Origin of the sequence: Porphyromonas somerae DSM 23386 (genome assembly GCF_000372405.1) — a bacterium.
GTDB classification, from domain to species: Bacteria; Bacteroidota; Bacteroidia; order Bacteroidales; family Porphyromonadaceae; genus Porphyromonas_A; species Porphyromonas_A somerae.
In genome coordinates this window covers 1-15,260 of the sequence record NZ_AQVC01000019.1, presented here as the reverse complement: position 1 = coordinate 15,260, position 15,260 = coordinate 1, and the positions used below count along the sequence as shown (strand labels likewise).

10 protein-coding genes are annotated in these 15,260 nt (G+C 44.8%); all 10 read left to right on the top strand.

Annotated features, from left to right (window positions below; all coding sequences use genetic code 11):
* Positions 1-416 precede the first annotated feature (416 nt).
* Entirely contained in the window at positions 417-986 is a 570-nt protein-coding gene (locus A3GK_RS0104990) for a TetR/AcrR family transcriptional regulator (RefSeq protein WP_018028377.1), read from the top strand.
* 103 nt (positions 987-1,089) lie between these two features.
* Positions 1,090-2,466 carry a TolC family protein gene (locus A3GK_RS0104985; RefSeq protein WP_040575997.1) on the top strand — a complete coding sequence of 459 codons (1,377 nt, stop codon included), beginning with the start codon at positions 1,090-1,092 and terminating at the stop codon, positions 2,464-2,466.
* Positions 2,467-2,481: 15 nt separating this feature from the next.
* Complete coding sequence (locus A3GK_RS0104980; RefSeq protein WP_018028375.1) at positions 2,482-3,543, top strand: efflux RND transporter periplasmic adaptor subunit; 1,062 nt, start codon at positions 2,482-2,484, stop codon at positions 3,541-3,543.
* Positions 3,544-3,559: 16 nt separating this feature from the next.
* Positions 3,560-6,664: an efflux RND transporter permease subunit gene (locus tag A3GK_RS0104975; protein WP_026161729.1), complete on the top strand. Its 3,105-nt coding sequence runs from the start codon at positions 3,560-3,562 to the stop codon at positions 6,662-6,664.
* A 150-nt stretch (positions 6,665-6,814) separates the two neighbouring features.
* Positions 6,815-7,855 (top strand): YqiA/YcfP family alpha/beta fold hydrolase, encoded by a 1,041-nt coding sequence (locus A3GK_RS11760; protein WP_018028373.1) that lies wholly within the window; start codon positions 6,815-6,817, stop codon positions 7,853-7,855.
* A 107-nt stretch (positions 7,856-7,962) separates the two neighbouring features.
* On the top strand, positions 7,963-8,217 hold the full coding sequence (locus tag A3GK_RS0104965; protein WP_018028372.1) for a type B 50S ribosomal protein L31: 255 nt from the start codon (positions 7,963-7,965) through the stop codon (positions 8,215-8,217).
* A 147-nt stretch (positions 8,218-8,364) separates the two neighbouring features.
* On the top strand, positions 8,365-9,777 hold the full coding sequence (mnmE, locus tag A3GK_RS0104960; protein WP_018028371.1) for a tRNA uridine-5-carboxymethylaminomethyl(34) synthesis GTPase MnmE: 1,413 nt from the start codon (positions 8,365-8,367) through the stop codon (positions 9,775-9,777).
* A 451-nt stretch (positions 9,778-10,228) separates the two neighbouring features.
* On the top strand, positions 10,229-13,327 hold the full coding sequence (locus A3GK_RS0104955; RefSeq protein ID WP_018028370.1) for a DEAD/DEAH box helicase: 3,099 nt from the start codon (positions 10,229-10,231) through the stop codon (positions 13,325-13,327).
* Between the two features lie 2 nt (positions 13,328-13,329).
* On the top strand, positions 13,330-13,722 hold the full coding sequence (locus tag A3GK_RS0104950) for a (deoxy)nucleoside triphosphate pyrophosphohydrolase (protein ID WP_018028369.1): 393 nt from the start codon (positions 13,330-13,332) through the stop codon (positions 13,720-13,722).
* A gap of 88 nt (positions 13,723-13,810) precedes the next feature.
* A partial coding sequence (locus tag A3GK_RS10475; RefSeq protein ID WP_040575995.1) for a hypothetical protein occupies positions 13,811-15,260 on the top strand: 1,450 nt, incomplete at its 3' end.

Below are 15,260 nucleotides of genomic sequence, written 5' to 3'. Positions count from 1 at the left end.
GCCAAAATACAGCACTCATTATCAATAGAGAATGTTGCACGAAGGATGAGATGCAAGGCGCTGAGGGTGAGGGCGCTGGGAGCGTACTCACGTACGTGACCGAGCCCGAATCCCGAAAGCAACGTAGCAGATCGCCTTCGTGCAACAGTCTCCAATAGGTTACAAACGCCCCAAATAATCCCTATCCGCACCATTTTTCGGCAATAATATGGGCGAAAAACAATAATACCCGTCTTTTTCTTCGCAAACCCCACAAAAGCCTAATTTTAACAATCCTATAACCAATTGATTATATGCCTAATACAAAAATATTAGAGCCAAGAAAGAAATAAATATGCACTAATTACACTATTCTAGTGGAAAAAGTGTATATTTGTCCCAAGATACAACGAATCATACTAAAAACAACCAACTATATGAGTACTGACCGCAAAAAACAATATATCGGAAAGGCAATAGAGATCCTAAAGCAAGAAGGCTTCAGACTTTCCCTAGATGAGATGGCGACGAAGATGGGCATCACCAAGAAAACCCTGTACAATAACTTCAGCTCTAAAGATGAACTACTTAAAGAGTGCGTCCAGGCGATCTCTGAAGACTTCAAGACCGCATTGAAAGATCTAGATAATCCCAATATAAGTGCCGAAGAGAGCGTCATACGCTGTTTTAATCAGCTCGACAACCTGTTTACCGAGCTCAATCCGGTATTTTTCTCCGACTTGATGCAAAGCAACCCCAATCAAGCGATGCTCGGACACATTATGGGCTCCAATTTATTCCGGGAGAAAATGGCCAATAACCTCCAGCAAGGGATCCAGGAAGGGGTTTATCGCCCAGATATCGACATTTCTTTCGTCTGTGAGTATATGGCCTACTCCATATTTGGATTTTACATCCACTCCGTCACCAGTAGTCGCCTCCCCTATTCGGAAGAATACTTTGCCAACATTATAAAGTATTATCTGAGGGCGCTCCTCAAAGAATAAAAACTAACAACCAACACAATAATAACACACAACCATGTATCTATCCAAAAACATTTATGCTGATGGTGGTCGATTCACAGACACCTTCGCCTCAATTGGCAAGATGAGAAAGTGGATTGTGTACACCGCCCTACTTCTGATGGTCATGCCCGTGCAGGCCACTGCCCAAGAGGTCTACACGCTATCCGACTGCCTGGAATATGCGCTGCAGCACAATAGCGACATCCAGAAGTCTGCTTACGAGCAGCAAAAGGCAAAGCTGGCTCGTCAGGAGGTGCTCGGAGCACTTCTTCCTCAAATCAATGGTTCTGCTGGCGTCAATGACAACCTAAAGAAGGCAAAGTTTGTGATGCCCAACTTCATGAATAATATGCTCCCAGAGAAGATGCGCGACCCCAATGCATCGCAATACATGACCGTGGAGATGGGCACAAAGTACACGGCTAATGCAGGGGTAGCCCTTAGCCAGCAGATCCTCAATATGCCACTCTTCAATACTCTCAACATCGCTAAGGTATCCCAAGAGATGGCTACACTTGGTGCCAAAGCTACAGAGGAAGAGGTGGTGGCCAAAACCGCCACTCTATTCTACGGCATTCAGGTAACAGACTATGCAGTGCAGCAGATGGGGAGAAGTGTAGACCTTGTAGAGAAGATGCTGAAAATGATGGAGGTCAACTACGCCAACGGCCTCGTCAAGCGTATCGATGTAGACCGAGTACGGGTCAATCTCACCAACCTAAAGACGCAAAAAGCGGCTATTGAAAGCGGCCTTGAGGTACAGAAAAACCTACTCAAGTTACAAATGGGATGGAATATCGACCAACCTATTTCGCTACCGGCAATGGACTTCTCACTAGTAGACAGTCAGAGCCAAGCCGATACCTTCAGGCCCTTCAACCTCATGCAGCAAGTCGCCTACCGACAATTACTAGCACGCGAAAAGATGGCTCAACTACAAAATAGAGCCAAGAAGTACGAGTATCTTCCTACTCTCACCCTGATATTCAACCTACAATATAATAGGATGAGCGACCAACTCTTCAAGAGTAGTAACAGCTATAGCTATCCCACCGCCATGGTAGGCCTTAACCTTAAGATCCCCATCTTCAGCGGACTCTCGAGAAGTGCCAAGGTAAAGGAGAGCCACATAGACCTCCTCAAAGCACAGGAGGATCTACGGATGCTAGGGCAATCGCTACAGATGGCACGCCAAAATGCCCTTCTCAAGCTACAAGACACCAAGAGTACCATCGCCCTACAAAAAGACAACCAAGCCCTCGCCGAAGAGGTATTCCACCTAGCACAGAAAAACTTCGACTCCGGCCTCGCCTCCCTCTCCGACGTACTCAATGCCACCCAATCCCTCATACAAGCACAGCTCTCCTATGCTAGCGCCTTAGGAGACTACATGCAAGCCTATATAGACCTAAAGAAAGTCAATGGCGAAGTCATGGAAATGATCACCAACAACCATTAAACGATATATATTCTTATGAAAAAGAAAGTTCTCCTCCCGATAGTCATCATAGTAGTTATCGGGATCATCGTGCTCACCCTGATTGGCAATAAAAGAAGTACTGCAGCCAAGACAGAGGGTATCCTACTCGACCAAACAGCCGTAGCAGTTCGCACAGAAATCGTCAACGAACACCCCTACTCCCTAGACTTCACCGCCAACGGACTGGTGCGTGGCATTCACGACCAAACCCTTACTTCAGCGATAGGTGGGCGAGTCATTGCCCTTCGAGCAAAAGAAGGCGATAGAGTTTCAAGGGGGCAATTGCTCCTGCAGATCGATGCCGAAACCCTCGGTGCCGATGCTGAGTCGGCTAAGGTAGCCTTTGAGGCAGCTCAGCGAGACTACCAACGCTTCGAAAATGCACACGCACAAGGAGGGGTTTCCGACCAGCAACTAGCCGCTATGCATACCCAGATGGTCGCCACAGAAGGGCGTTACACTGCTGCTCGTCGCCGCCTTACCGATGCTTCGGTCGTGGCCCCCACCTCAGGCCAAGTCTACAAAAGTTACGTGGAGGTTGGGAGCTTTGTCAATCCTGGTGCCAAGCTCTTTGAGATCGTCGATGACTCCCAGCTCAAAGTCTCTTGTTACGTCACCGAGCGACAGCGCCTTCAGCTCACCAAAGGCCAGAGCGTACGCCTCACGAGCGAGCTCTTCCCCACCCGAGAGATCACCGGACACATCTCCATGATCGGCGACAAAGCCAACCAAGCCCTTTCGTTTCCCGTAGATGTGATGCTCGATAATGAGACTTCCGAAGGGTTACACCCAGGAATGTACCTCTCCATCTCCTTCGGTGGCGCATCGGAGCAAACTGGCATACTCATCCCTCGTAAAGCCATCATCGGAAGTATCAATGATGCAAAAGTCTACATTGTACGCAATGGTATGGCATTGCAAAAGGCCATCACCGCTGGCAACACGGTAGGAGATCACATCGAGGTTCTCGATGGGCTTCAAAAAGGCGATAGCCTAGTAGTTGCTGGCCTGATCAACATCTCCGATGGTGCCCCAGTCAAAAGCATCAAAGAATAATTAAACGAATAAGGCGATGAAAATAGTTGAAACTTCAATCAAACGCCCCATATACGTTACGGTTCTTTTTATATTATTGGCCGTTTTGGGATATCTGAGCTTCAAGAGCCTGAGTGCAGAGCTGATGCCTAAGTTCACCCCACCTATCCTCACGGTTCAGATCGTATACCCTGGGGCTTCTCCGAGCGAGGTTGAGCTTTCCCTCACTCAGAAATCCGAGGAGGCACTCTCCAGTATGGAGGGCATTGATCATATACAGTCTTACTCCTTTGAAGGAATGTCGATGATTATGGTCTCCTTTGAGTTTGGCACCGACATTGATAAAGCAATGACCGAAGCCCAAAATCGTCTCAATGCCAAGCGGGCAGAGCTTCCACGTGATATCCTCTCCCCACGAATCTCCAAAGTCTCCGTAGATGAAAAACCGATCCTCATCCTCTCCGCACGAGCCAACATAGGCTCTACTGAGCTATTTGACTTGGTGGACAAACGAATACGCTCCGACCTTTCTCATATCCGAGGAGTGGCCAATGTAGACCTCGTGGGTGGTGTACAGCGCGAGATTCAGGTCAATCTCAATCAAGACCGTATGCACGACCTCGGCATCAGCCCAATGATGGTCCAAGGTGCCATACGAGGTGCCAACCTAGACTTCCCTACTGGATATCTACAGAGCCCCTCCACTCAGATGGCAGTTCGGCTATCGGGCAAGATCACTTCGGTTGATGAACTACGTAAGATAGTGATTCGCTCCGCCAATGGAGCCATGATTCGCTTGGAGGATGTGGCAGAGGTATCAGATGGCACTAAAGACCCTGTAAAAATTGGTCGTGTCAACGGACAAGAAGCTATTCTGATTAATATCCTAAAGCAGTCCGATGCCAATGCCATTGAAGTAAGTAAAGCGGTCCATAAGCAGATAGAGTTGCTTGAAAATCAGTATGTCCCCAAAGGGCTTAAAATAGAGATGGCACAGGATACCACCACTTTCACGAGCAATGCCATCAAGTCGGTACTTACCGACCTCCTTTTGGCAGTGCTTCTGGTTTCCCTTGTGATTCTATTTTTCCTACACAACGTACGGAATGCACTCATCGTGATGGTGGTAGTGCCTGTATCCCTCATCTCTTCCTTCATCGGAATGAAGCTATTTGGCTTTACCCTCAATATGATGTCGCTCCTAGCCCTCTCCCTCGTGATCGGCGTATTGGTGGATGATGCTATTGTGGTGATTGAAAACGTCTACCGACACATGGAGATGGGCAAAAATCGCTTCAAGGCCACCTTTGATGCGATGAACGAGATTGGGCTAACCGTTATTTCAGTCACCCTAGTACTGGTGGCAGTCTTTCTCCCTATCATCTTCACAAACACACTGGTTTCCGATATTCTACGGCAGTTCTGTGGGGTCATCGTTATTGCGATCCTCCTCAGTCTACTAGCTGCACTTACATTAGTTCCTTTGCTTACTTCTCGCTTTGGCAATATTAAGCAACTGGATAAAGAGCAACCATTCGGACGGATACTCAATGGTTTTGAAAATGGGATCGACAAGTTTGCTACTCACATTTCCTCTATCGCCCAGTGGGGGCTCTCGCATAGGTGGCTCCTCTTAGTGATTGTACTCTGTGTAATGGGCTCCGTGCTACTACTCTTCCCATTGGGCTTTGTGAACTTTGAGTTCCAGCCCTATATGGACCGAGGTGAGTGCATTGTGCAACTAGAGATGCCCAAAGATATCTCCATGGAGGAGTCCAACCGATTGGTTCGGAAGGCGGAAATCTGGTTTATGAAACGCCCTGAAGTGGAGAAAGTGGTGACTATGGTAGGGCAAACCAGCGACAATTCACAGAGCAATAAAGGAACTCCTTATTTGGCTGAGCTCAATGTAAAACTCAAAAAGCAGAAAGAGGGAACCGAAGCCTATATCCAGCGGATCCGAAAACCGCTATCTGACCACTTAGTGGACGCCCGAGTGAATATCTATAGCGTGAGCATGACTGGCACCGTCTCCAAGGCAGCGGTGGAGTACATTATCTCAGGATCCGACAAGGATTCGGTAGCTACCTATGCCGATAAAGCCCTTGATATAATGAGGGGCATCCCAGGTGTAGTACAGCCCACCCTTTCGGTAGAAAACGCCACACCCGAAGTGGTGGTAAAGGTACAAAGGGACAAGATGGCCGACCTCGGACTCACCCTTGACAACGTAGGTATGATGATGCAAATGTATTTCCAAGGCAATGACCAATTGAGATACACCCAAGGGGAGCAGGAGTATGCTATCAACATTCGCTCCGATAAAGCATCCCGTCAATCTATTGACGATGTCTCCAACCTGATGTTTACCAATGGTCGTGGCGACCAGATCCGTTTAGCACAGTTTGCCGATATACACCTCGGCATTGGGCCCAGCCGTCTAGAGCGATATAATCGCAATAGCTCTGTCACGCTACGTGCTCAGGCATACGGGGTATCACCGGGGGCCATCTCAAAGCAATTTATGAAGGCACTGGACCGGGCGGAGATGCCTCAAGGGGTCGAGGTACAAGCTACGGGTGACATGAAGAAGATGTCGGACTCTATGAGTGTGCTCCAAACCGCCATTCTGCTTTCACTCTTGCTGATCTATTTATCACTCGTACTCCTCCACAATAACTGGACCGACCCACTCGTGGTGATGATCTCCATTCCTTTATCTGTAGTAGGTGCCCTACTCGCTCTAGCACTCAGCAATACAGCTATGAGTATCTATGCGATGCTCGGAATGGTAATGCTGATAGGATTGGTAGCCAAAAATGCAATTCTATTAGTAGACTTCGCCAATGAAGCAATGGCAGAAGGGCTAGCAGTAGATGTGGCAGTGATACGTGCTGTGAAGCTTCGCACCCGTCCAATTCTTATGACGGCACTATCCACGATTATCGGAATGCTCCCCGTAGCACTAGCTACTGGAGCTGGTGCCGAGCTACGAACTGGCATGGCCTGGGTAATCATCGGAGGAATGGCCCTTTCGACCCTTCTCACCCTCATCGTAGTACCTGCCCTTTACAAAGCGTTCCACGCTCGGCAGAAGAAGCACCATGAGGTGATAGACATTGATAAGATGATGAGAGAGTAACTGCCCATCTTTATTATAAGACAAAGGTGGCAGAGGAATAGGGCTTCTCTACCACCTTTGTCTTATACTTTATCAAGGCAACAGCAGAGCGGTTAAGCGTTCTTTTCGGTATATTTGCCATTGGTATTATTAGGTCCAAAGAGAGTTTATATGATTAACTACTCATTATTTATCCAGAGTGCCAGACGCTTGGCTAAGCAACTCCACAAGGGTCAGTGCGATAAGGCTGGGAAGGATTATTTTGAAGGGCACCTTCAGATGGTAGCGAGCAAGGGGGAGACTTGGCTGGAGGTGATAGCTGGATACCTCCATGATGCGAGTGAAGATACGCCTCACTCTACTGCTGAGGTTCTTCAGAGACTTGAGGAGATTGCAGGCGAGAAACTGCCTTCTGAAGCACGGGAGACGCTTAAGATGGTACTTAAGCTACTCAACAGCCATCGGTATGGCACCAGAGAAGCCTATATCAAAGCAATCGGAGAGCACCCAGTGGCAACGGCAGTGAAACTCCACGACTTGGAGCACAATTTAGATATTTCTCGAATTCCTAACCCTACCGAAAAAGATCTCACGAAGCATCAGCAATACGAGGAGGAGTACCGTTACTTAAGTGCTCAATATAAGAAAATGAGAAAGCCGAGAATACTCTTTATCCATGGCTACAGTGGTGGGGCTTTCGGTGCCACAGCAACCGAACTTCAAAGGCAACTAGGAGAGGGGGCTACCCTTTTTGCTCCAGCCTTTAGCAATGAGTTGAGTTCCTTCGAAAATATGCTGGCAAATATCCATCAAGCACAAATGCTGGTGGATAATGAAGGAATTGACTTAGTCATCGGCTCTAGCATGGGAGGATTTACCGCGCTACGAATTAAGGGATGCCCTAGAATAGTCATCAACCCCTGCATGAAACCCTCGGAGTTATTATATTTGCCAGAATTCGGCAATGCCACTCAAACCGAGATAGATAAGTATATTCATTTGGAAGAGTCATTGGCGCCCTCGCCCTTTGAAGTAAAAAACACGTGGGCTCTTTTTGCTGAAAATGATGAGCTATTTTCCTATCGTTCCCTCTTTGACCAGTTATTCGATTCCTCGCACGCCTTCGCAGTACCAGGAGAGCATCGAAATAACCCGATCAGAATAAGAGAGAATATTATTCCGCTGATCCAAGAGATTCTCATACAAAGATAAAAAAGAGAAGTGCAAGCGTAAAATATTTGGAAATGTATGGTATTATATGTACCTTTGCAATCCAATAGAGAATATTAGTCAGAAACTAATTAAAGCATAAGATAATAATGAAGAAGGGTATTCATCCTGAGAACTATCGTAAGGTAGTATTTAAGGATATGTCAAATGACGAGACATTCATCACTCGCTCATGTGCCAATGCACGTGAGGAAATTGAGATTGACGGTGTGACTTATCCACTAATTAAAGTCGAGGTATCAAGTAGCTCACACCCATTCTATACTGGTGTAGCCACTCTTGTGGATACTGCTGGACGTGTAGATAAGTTCCGTAGCCGTTACGGTAATCGCAACAAGAAGTGATTCTACCGCCCTTCTAGTTTTTGAGGAGGGAACCGCTATAGCGGACAGATAAGAAACATTTTTGAATTCATCCTGGCGTTTTGGGGTACCTCGCGAGAGGAAAGGTGGACGCCATGGATGGATTCTTTATGCTATATGTAGAAGCCAATGGAGCACAATAACTTCGAGGATACAATCTGTGCAGTAGCCACACCACACGGCATGGGAGCACAGAGTACCATTAAGGTATCAGGGACAAAGGCAATTGAGATAGTCAATAGCCTGTTTAGGCCTACGAAAAAAGATACTTCACTACTCACCGCAGCTCCCTACTCTGCTCAGTATGGTTGGCTATACGACCCCAAGGATGGAAGTAGGATAGATGACTGTATCATCCTAGTAATGAGGGCTCCACATTCGCATACAGGCGAAGATCAAGTGGAGATAACGTATCATGGCAACCCTCTGATCTCCCAATTACTCTTGGATCTATTGATTCAAGCGGGAGCGAGGATGGCGGAGCCAGGCGAATTTACCCGTCGGGCGCTCTCCAATGGCAAGCTCGACCTTTCTCAAGCCGAAGCTGTAGCAGATGTGATTGCTAGCACCAATAGAGCAGCTCTCCGCCTTTCTATTACTCAGATGCGAGGTCTTTTTCGCAAAAAGATTGAAGAGCTAAGGGAACCACTCATCCGTTTAGCCTCCCTTATTGAATTGGAGCTGGACTTTTCGGAGGAAGATGTTGAGTTTGTCCCGAGAGATGAACTGCTGAACCAATGCCAACAGATCCGAAAAAGTGTCTCGTCGCTAGCCGAAAGCTACGCCACTAGTGAGGTGATCAAAAATGGTATTCCCATTGCTATCGTTGGAGCTACCAATGCAGGCAAGTCAACGCTTCTTAATGGGCTACTGAATGAGGAGCGTGCCATTGTCTCCAACATTCACGGCACCACGAGAGATACGATTGAGGACACTCTATATATAAAAGGTCAGCAATTCCGACTAGTTGATACGGCTGGACTGCGAGAGACGACCGACACAATAGAACTCATTGGAATTGAGAGGACGCTTGAAAAGGTGGCCAATACAGAGCTCATCCTATGGGTGATAGATTCAACTGAGACGGCTGTAGAATGGCAAAGTGTACTAGATAGGATCGCACCCCAAACCTCTAAGCAACAAATCGTAGGCATCATCAATAAGATAGATATTGCCCCAAAGGATCGGGTTGAAGTGCTGAAAGGATGGCTAGTAGAGCAAGAGATCAATACCATTCTACCCATCTGTGCAATGAAAAGTGAGGGCATAGAGCAGGTAAAAGAACTACTTCACCACCACTTCTCTGACCTAGCAGTGGCTGACGACCAATTAATGGCTATCAACCTACGACAATCCACAGCACTTAGGGAGGCTGCTCAGCATCTCCTCTCCGTAGAAGAGGGCATCCAAGCCCACCTCTCAGGCGAACTGATTGCCCAAGACTTACGTGCCGCCACCACCTCCCTCAGCACCGTCATCGGCGAAGTCACCACCGACACCCTCCTCTCCTCCATCTTCGCTAACTTCTGCATCGGAAAATAAGGACTACTTACTATCCTAATAAACCATCACAAAGGCACTCAAATTGAGTGCCTTTTGTTTTATCCAAAACACTCGTTCGTCAACTTTTCAGTCGTTATTACGTCCTTTTCTGAACTGCATACCTACCCCATACACTTTTTTCCCCCATAGGTGCTGGACTCATGTAACACAGAGAGACGCCAATATGCAGTATGAAACAAAAACATGGCGAAATGAGGACGAAGTATGGCTAGAAGTAAGATACCTATAAAGAAGTCCTGCGAAATCGCACTTGTTTTTTAAGCCTATGGGACCAAGGAAACTTGGAATTCAATAAGCCATGCGAGATTTATTTGTATCTTGTGCTCATATGTTTCTATGGTTATCAACCTATCTTTGAAGTACCATTTGAGATAGCAAAGACCATACCTTTTGCCCCGTAAAGATTATAAAAGCAATCAATAGAACCGTAATGAAGTCTGGAATATACGAACATATAATTAATAAGGAAACAGAACGTGATATTCAACAAGCAGAACTGTCTGGATTAGTATGCATTCAGCAGCCTATAGACAGTGCCGAGTCGCCACAAATATTGGCAAATTATCTTGCAAAAGCTATTCGTCAGAAGCTTGAAGATATTGAGGAGCAACAAGATCGGGTAAATCTTATCAATCGTATTATGATTGATGCAGGATTGCTTGATGACAAGCAAATCGTAAAACCTTCAGACTTATTAGCTGAGGTGATGAGCCAGCAGAAGGCTATTCTACAAACTCAGAGCAATACACATACAGTTCGCCCTATATCTGGCTTTCGTGTTAGCAACCTTTTTACTGGTGGTAGTAGCACACTTTCTTTGAACGAGGAGATCCGTCGAGAAATCGCAAGTGCCGATGAGATATGCTTTATCGTATCATTTCTAAAAGTTTCTGGTGTCCGCCTCTTGCTCGATGAGCTCACTAAATTTTGTAGCCGTGAGGGGACTCGTTTGCGTATCATCACCACGACCTACTGCGGAGCCACACAGGCAAAGGCCATTATGCAGTTAGCTGAATTGCCAAATACAGAGATAAGAATTTTATACAATACCAATATAGAACGATTGCATGCCAAGTCGTATATATTTGTTCGCAATTCTGGCATGAACACAGCCTACATCGGTTCATCAAATTTATCCAAGTCGGCACAGACTGATGGCTTGGAATGGAATATGCGTGTTACGAGTATTGAGAACCCACATATTATTAAGACTGTGCTTGCGACTTTCGAGATGTATTGGAATAGTCCCAACTTTGAGGATTTCCGTATAGGGGGCATTGAGAAATTCAATAAAGAAATTCATCGCAACTTATTCCACTCAAATACTTCTGAAATGGTTTATCAACGATATTCGCTGTTACCACATCAGAAACAGATTCTCGACAAGCTACGTGTAGAGCGTGAGGAGAGAGGTAACTTCAAGAATCTTATTGTGGCCGCAACAGGAACAGGCAAGACTGTCATTTCCGCATTCGATTACCAAGAGTTCGCCCGAAGACATTCAAGGTCTCGCATTCTTTTCACAGCTCACAGAGAAGAGATTCTGAGACAATCGTTGAGTACATTTCGAAGTGTATTGCAAGATGCCAATTTCGGAACACTTTGGGTTGGAGCAAATCGTCCTTATGACGCAAGTGACTACGATCATTTGTTTGTCTCTATTAATATGTTCAATTCTCGTTTCGAGGAGTTCTTTGCATCGTTGGAAGCGGACTATTACGACTACATTGTAATTGACGAAGCACATCATAGCCAAGCAAATAGCTATCGTAAACTATTTGATCACTTTAATCCAAAGCTCCTTATTGGTTTAACAGCAACACCGGAGCGTATGGATGGTCAAGACTTACGCCCCGATTTTGGTGGCAGAATAAGTGCTGAAATACGATTACCTCAGGCGTTGCAGGCAGGATTGCTAACACCATTCCAATACTTATGTATCTCTGACGACATAGACCTAAGCGACGAAAGTTTATGGAGTGGATTGAAGTATAATAATGATCGTCTTGCTGATAAACTATGCTCTGAGGCAAGAGCAAAACTTATAGCTGATTCATTACAAAAATATCTGGCTGATGAATACAAATGCCGAGCATTATGTTTCTGCGTAAATAAACGCCATGCAAACTTTATGGCCGATCAGTTGAGACTATATGGATTCACGGCACAAAGCCTCACATCAGACACGCCACCTGATGAGCGTAAGCAGCTCTCAAAGAATTTAAGAAATGGCTCTCTTCAATATCTCTGTGTTGTTGATATCTTCAACGAGGGTATCGATATTCCAGAGGTTGATACTGTATTATTCCTTCGTCCTACCGAAAGCTTAACAATTTTCCTTCAACAATTAGGTCGTGGTTTGCGTCTTTCTGCTGGAAAGACAGAGCTAACAGTCCTTGATTTCGTTGCACAAGCCAACTGCAAATATGATTTCGCAAGCCGATTCCGCGCACTCACATTACACCCTGAAAAAAATATCAAAAAACAGATAGAAGAAGGTTTCACCCTACTTCCTATGGGGTGTAGTATTGTAATGGAGAAGATGGCACGACAATATATTCTCGATAATATATCAAGTGCTATCTACAACAAAAGACGCATCATTAAGGAGATAAATAGTTACACATCAATACCGACTATCTCACAATTCTTAGAGAATAATGGGCAGGATATTCGCGTGATATACCAGGGAGCAAATTGCTGGTCTTCATTGAAACGTGCTGCTAGACGCATCTCATATAATGATGATGCGATAACAAAGCACTTAGAGAAAGGAATGGCAAATTTGATTCACCATAATACAGTTTCATTTCTCCACTTTGTTGCACGGTTTATTGCTGGCGAAGGTGTACACCTTGAAGAAGCATATAAAACCTATGCAATCATGCTATATTATGCACTATTCCAGGATAAGATTAGCAAAGTTGGCTTTCAAAACATAAATGAAGCATTGGAGCTACTATTCCACAATAATTATGCTTGCTTCAAACAGGAAATATCAGAAATAGTTTCCTACTTGTTAGCTAATTTAAGCATCAAAACTGCTCCAATTGGTATCGAGAGTCTTCCTAAAGTAGAATTGTATGGCTGTTACACTCGTGAGGAGATATTTACACTTGTTGGGCGTCAGACGCCAGAAGTTAAAATGCAGGGTGCAGCATCTGGAGTCTTTAACCTTCAAGAACATAACGCTACGTTATTATTTGTAACACTTAACAAGTCGGAAAAGGATTTCTCTCCTTCCACGCAGTATAATGACTACTTAATTAATGAAGAATTCTTCCACTGGCAATCGCAGAATACAGATTCGCACAATAACAATGGTGGCCGCCGATATACAGAGCAATCGAAAACAAAAAACAAAATCATACTATTTGTCCGTGAGGAGAAGAAAGATGGATTTGGCTTTACATCCCCTTTCCATTGTTTCGGTATGGTAGACTATGTTTCATCGCACGATGATTTCCCAATGAACATAACTTGGAAACTGCACAAACCTGCAATGTCACAATACTTAAATGCTATTTAACGATGAGGATTATAGAAGTCGTAGCAGCGGTTATACATCATAACGGGTCTTACTTCGCCACACAACGTGGATATGGCGAGTTTGAGGGAATGTGGGAGTTCCCTGGTGGCAAGATCGAACCGGGTGAAAGTCGTGATGTTGCTCTCAAACGCGAAATCCAAGAGGAATTAGGTATAGATATTGCCATTAACGAATTTCTCCACACAATCGAATACGACTATCCATCATTCCACTTGATTATGCACTGCTACTTGTGTCAAATTGAGGCAGGTGAAATTGAACTCCGAGAACATAAATCAGCACGCTGGCTAACCGCTGAAACCCTTAATAGTGTGGAATGGTTACCAGCAGATAAGGAGCTTATAGGAATATTAAAAACACAATTGACAAAATAACAACTGAAATCAAAGTTGGCGCTTTTTGGCAGTTAAGATAATTTTATCTAAATTCGCATTCGAATATCTAACTATACAATCCTACAGTATGAGAAGACTACTATCTATTATCCTATTAGCACTCATCGTAAGCTCATGTAATTCAAGGGTGGACCTTGGATACACCCCACAGACTTCGGACGATGAAATCATTCAAGTATCTTTTAATGGCCTCCTAGCTGGCTTTTCACAGGGCGGGTTGAAAAGCTATCCAACTGGAACTGCAGAAAAGCTAAAACATCGCATCCATTTTAGCGGTATTCGCATAGTGCTATACTCGGTAGACAAAGACGACCCCTCTCAGCCAGATAAGGTGGCTTACGTATTTGATAAGGATGTAAAGGCTGTAGCAGGAGTATTCTCAGGTGCTGACTACCTTCCCTCTCCAGCATCAAGTAACGAAGGCATCGCTTTCCAGATAAAAGGAAGTGAAAAAATCAAGGCGGATAACTACCTTGTATATTACTTTACATCGTGCAATGACCAGCTCAAAAGTGCCACGACCGTGGGTAATCCTTTTTCTGAGATTACTGGCACATTAAATTACGATCGCCAAAAAGACTTTGACCATAATAGGCTGATTAATAACATCTACCACAGCCCCGAACCAATTAAGATCTCCAAATCTCTATTCAACGATAATGCTATTAATAAAACATACCAACTACCAGCACCAAAGCTTACTGCTATCAATGCGTTACTCTCTGTTAAGTGGAAAAATGCAGTCAAAGATGATAAATATGAGATTCTAGGTGATTATATTTTGGTTTCGCCCGACGTACAAAATCTGAAGTACATTTTGTTTCCTGAAGTAGATGAGCATCTCAAGTCGAAATTTCAAGTGTACTATCCCATCGACCCCAATTATGGTGGGTTTAGCACAAAAAGTATAGAAGAACTCACAAATGAGTTCCTTTATCTTGGCACCTATACAAGATGGGCAAGATCAAGCCACGACACAAACTTTACGAGTAGCTATCGACCTATCCCTGAGAATACGGTAGCCTCATCTGAAACAAGTGCCAAAGTTATTACAAGAGTTCTTCTCAGTGTTAGGATGTTGCCTAAAAGCCTTAAGTCGCAACTCTCTTCTACACAATTAGAATCTCCCGATCTTGGCTGGGTCAATTATAAGGGAAAGCCCTATCTTGATACAGACTTCTTACAGTTGTATCAAAGCCTAATTAAAAAGAGTAATCCTAGTAATGAGGAAAAAGACTTTCTAGAGATAGGCAGTCGTATTATGAATAGCTCAAACAATGGATTAGCGAAAAAAGGATATCAGGATGATGATATTCAATATTTCTACCACTCCTTAAATTACTTTTCATTCCCTATCACTCATACCAACTTGGATACCGTAGGTGGGTCTATCGATAATGGCGGGTATTTTGGTGTCGTACGCAACCACCATTATGAGTATATCATTAATTCCTTTTCCACAATAGGTAATGCTTCACCATACAACTTGTCTTATGACCTAGATTACCTCACCGATC

What these genes read in the sequence shown, in the direction of transcription:
- A3GK_RS11760 (WP_018028373.1), top strand. Translation starts at nt 6,815, where the DNA reads ATGATTAACTACTCATTATTTATCCAGAGTGCCAGACGCTTGGCTAAG.
- A3GK_RS0104975 (WP_026161729.1), top strand. Translation starts at nt 3,560, where the DNA reads ATGAAAATAGTTGAAACTTCAATCAAACGCCCCATATACGTTACGGTT.
- A3GK_RS0104980 (WP_018028375.1), top strand. Translation starts at nt 2,482, where the DNA reads ATGAAAAAGAAAGTTCTCCTCCCGATAGTCATCATAGTAGTTATCGGG.
- A3GK_RS0104950 (WP_018028369.1), top strand. Translation starts at nt 13,330, where the DNA reads ATGAGGATTATAGAAGTCGTAGCAGCGGTTATACATCATAACGGGTCT.
- A3GK_RS0104965 (WP_018028372.1), top strand. Translation starts at nt 7,963, where the DNA reads ATGAAGAAGGGTATTCATCCTGAGAACTATCGTAAGGTAGTATTTAAG.
- A3GK_RS0104985 (WP_040575997.1), top strand. Translation starts at nt 1,090, where the DNA reads ATGAGAAAGTGGATTGTGTACACCGCCCTACTTCTGATGGTCATGCCC.
- A3GK_RS0104955 (WP_018028370.1), top strand. Translation starts at nt 10,229, where the DNA reads ATGAAGTCTGGAATATACGAACATATAATTAATAAGGAAACAGAACGT.
- mnmE (WP_018028371.1), top strand. Translation starts at nt 8,365, where the DNA reads ATGGAGCACAATAACTTCGAGGATACAATCTGTGCAGTAGCCACACCA.
- A3GK_RS0104990 (WP_018028377.1), top strand. Translation starts at nt 417, where the DNA reads ATGAGTACTGACCGCAAAAAACAATATATCGGAAAGGCAATAGAGATC.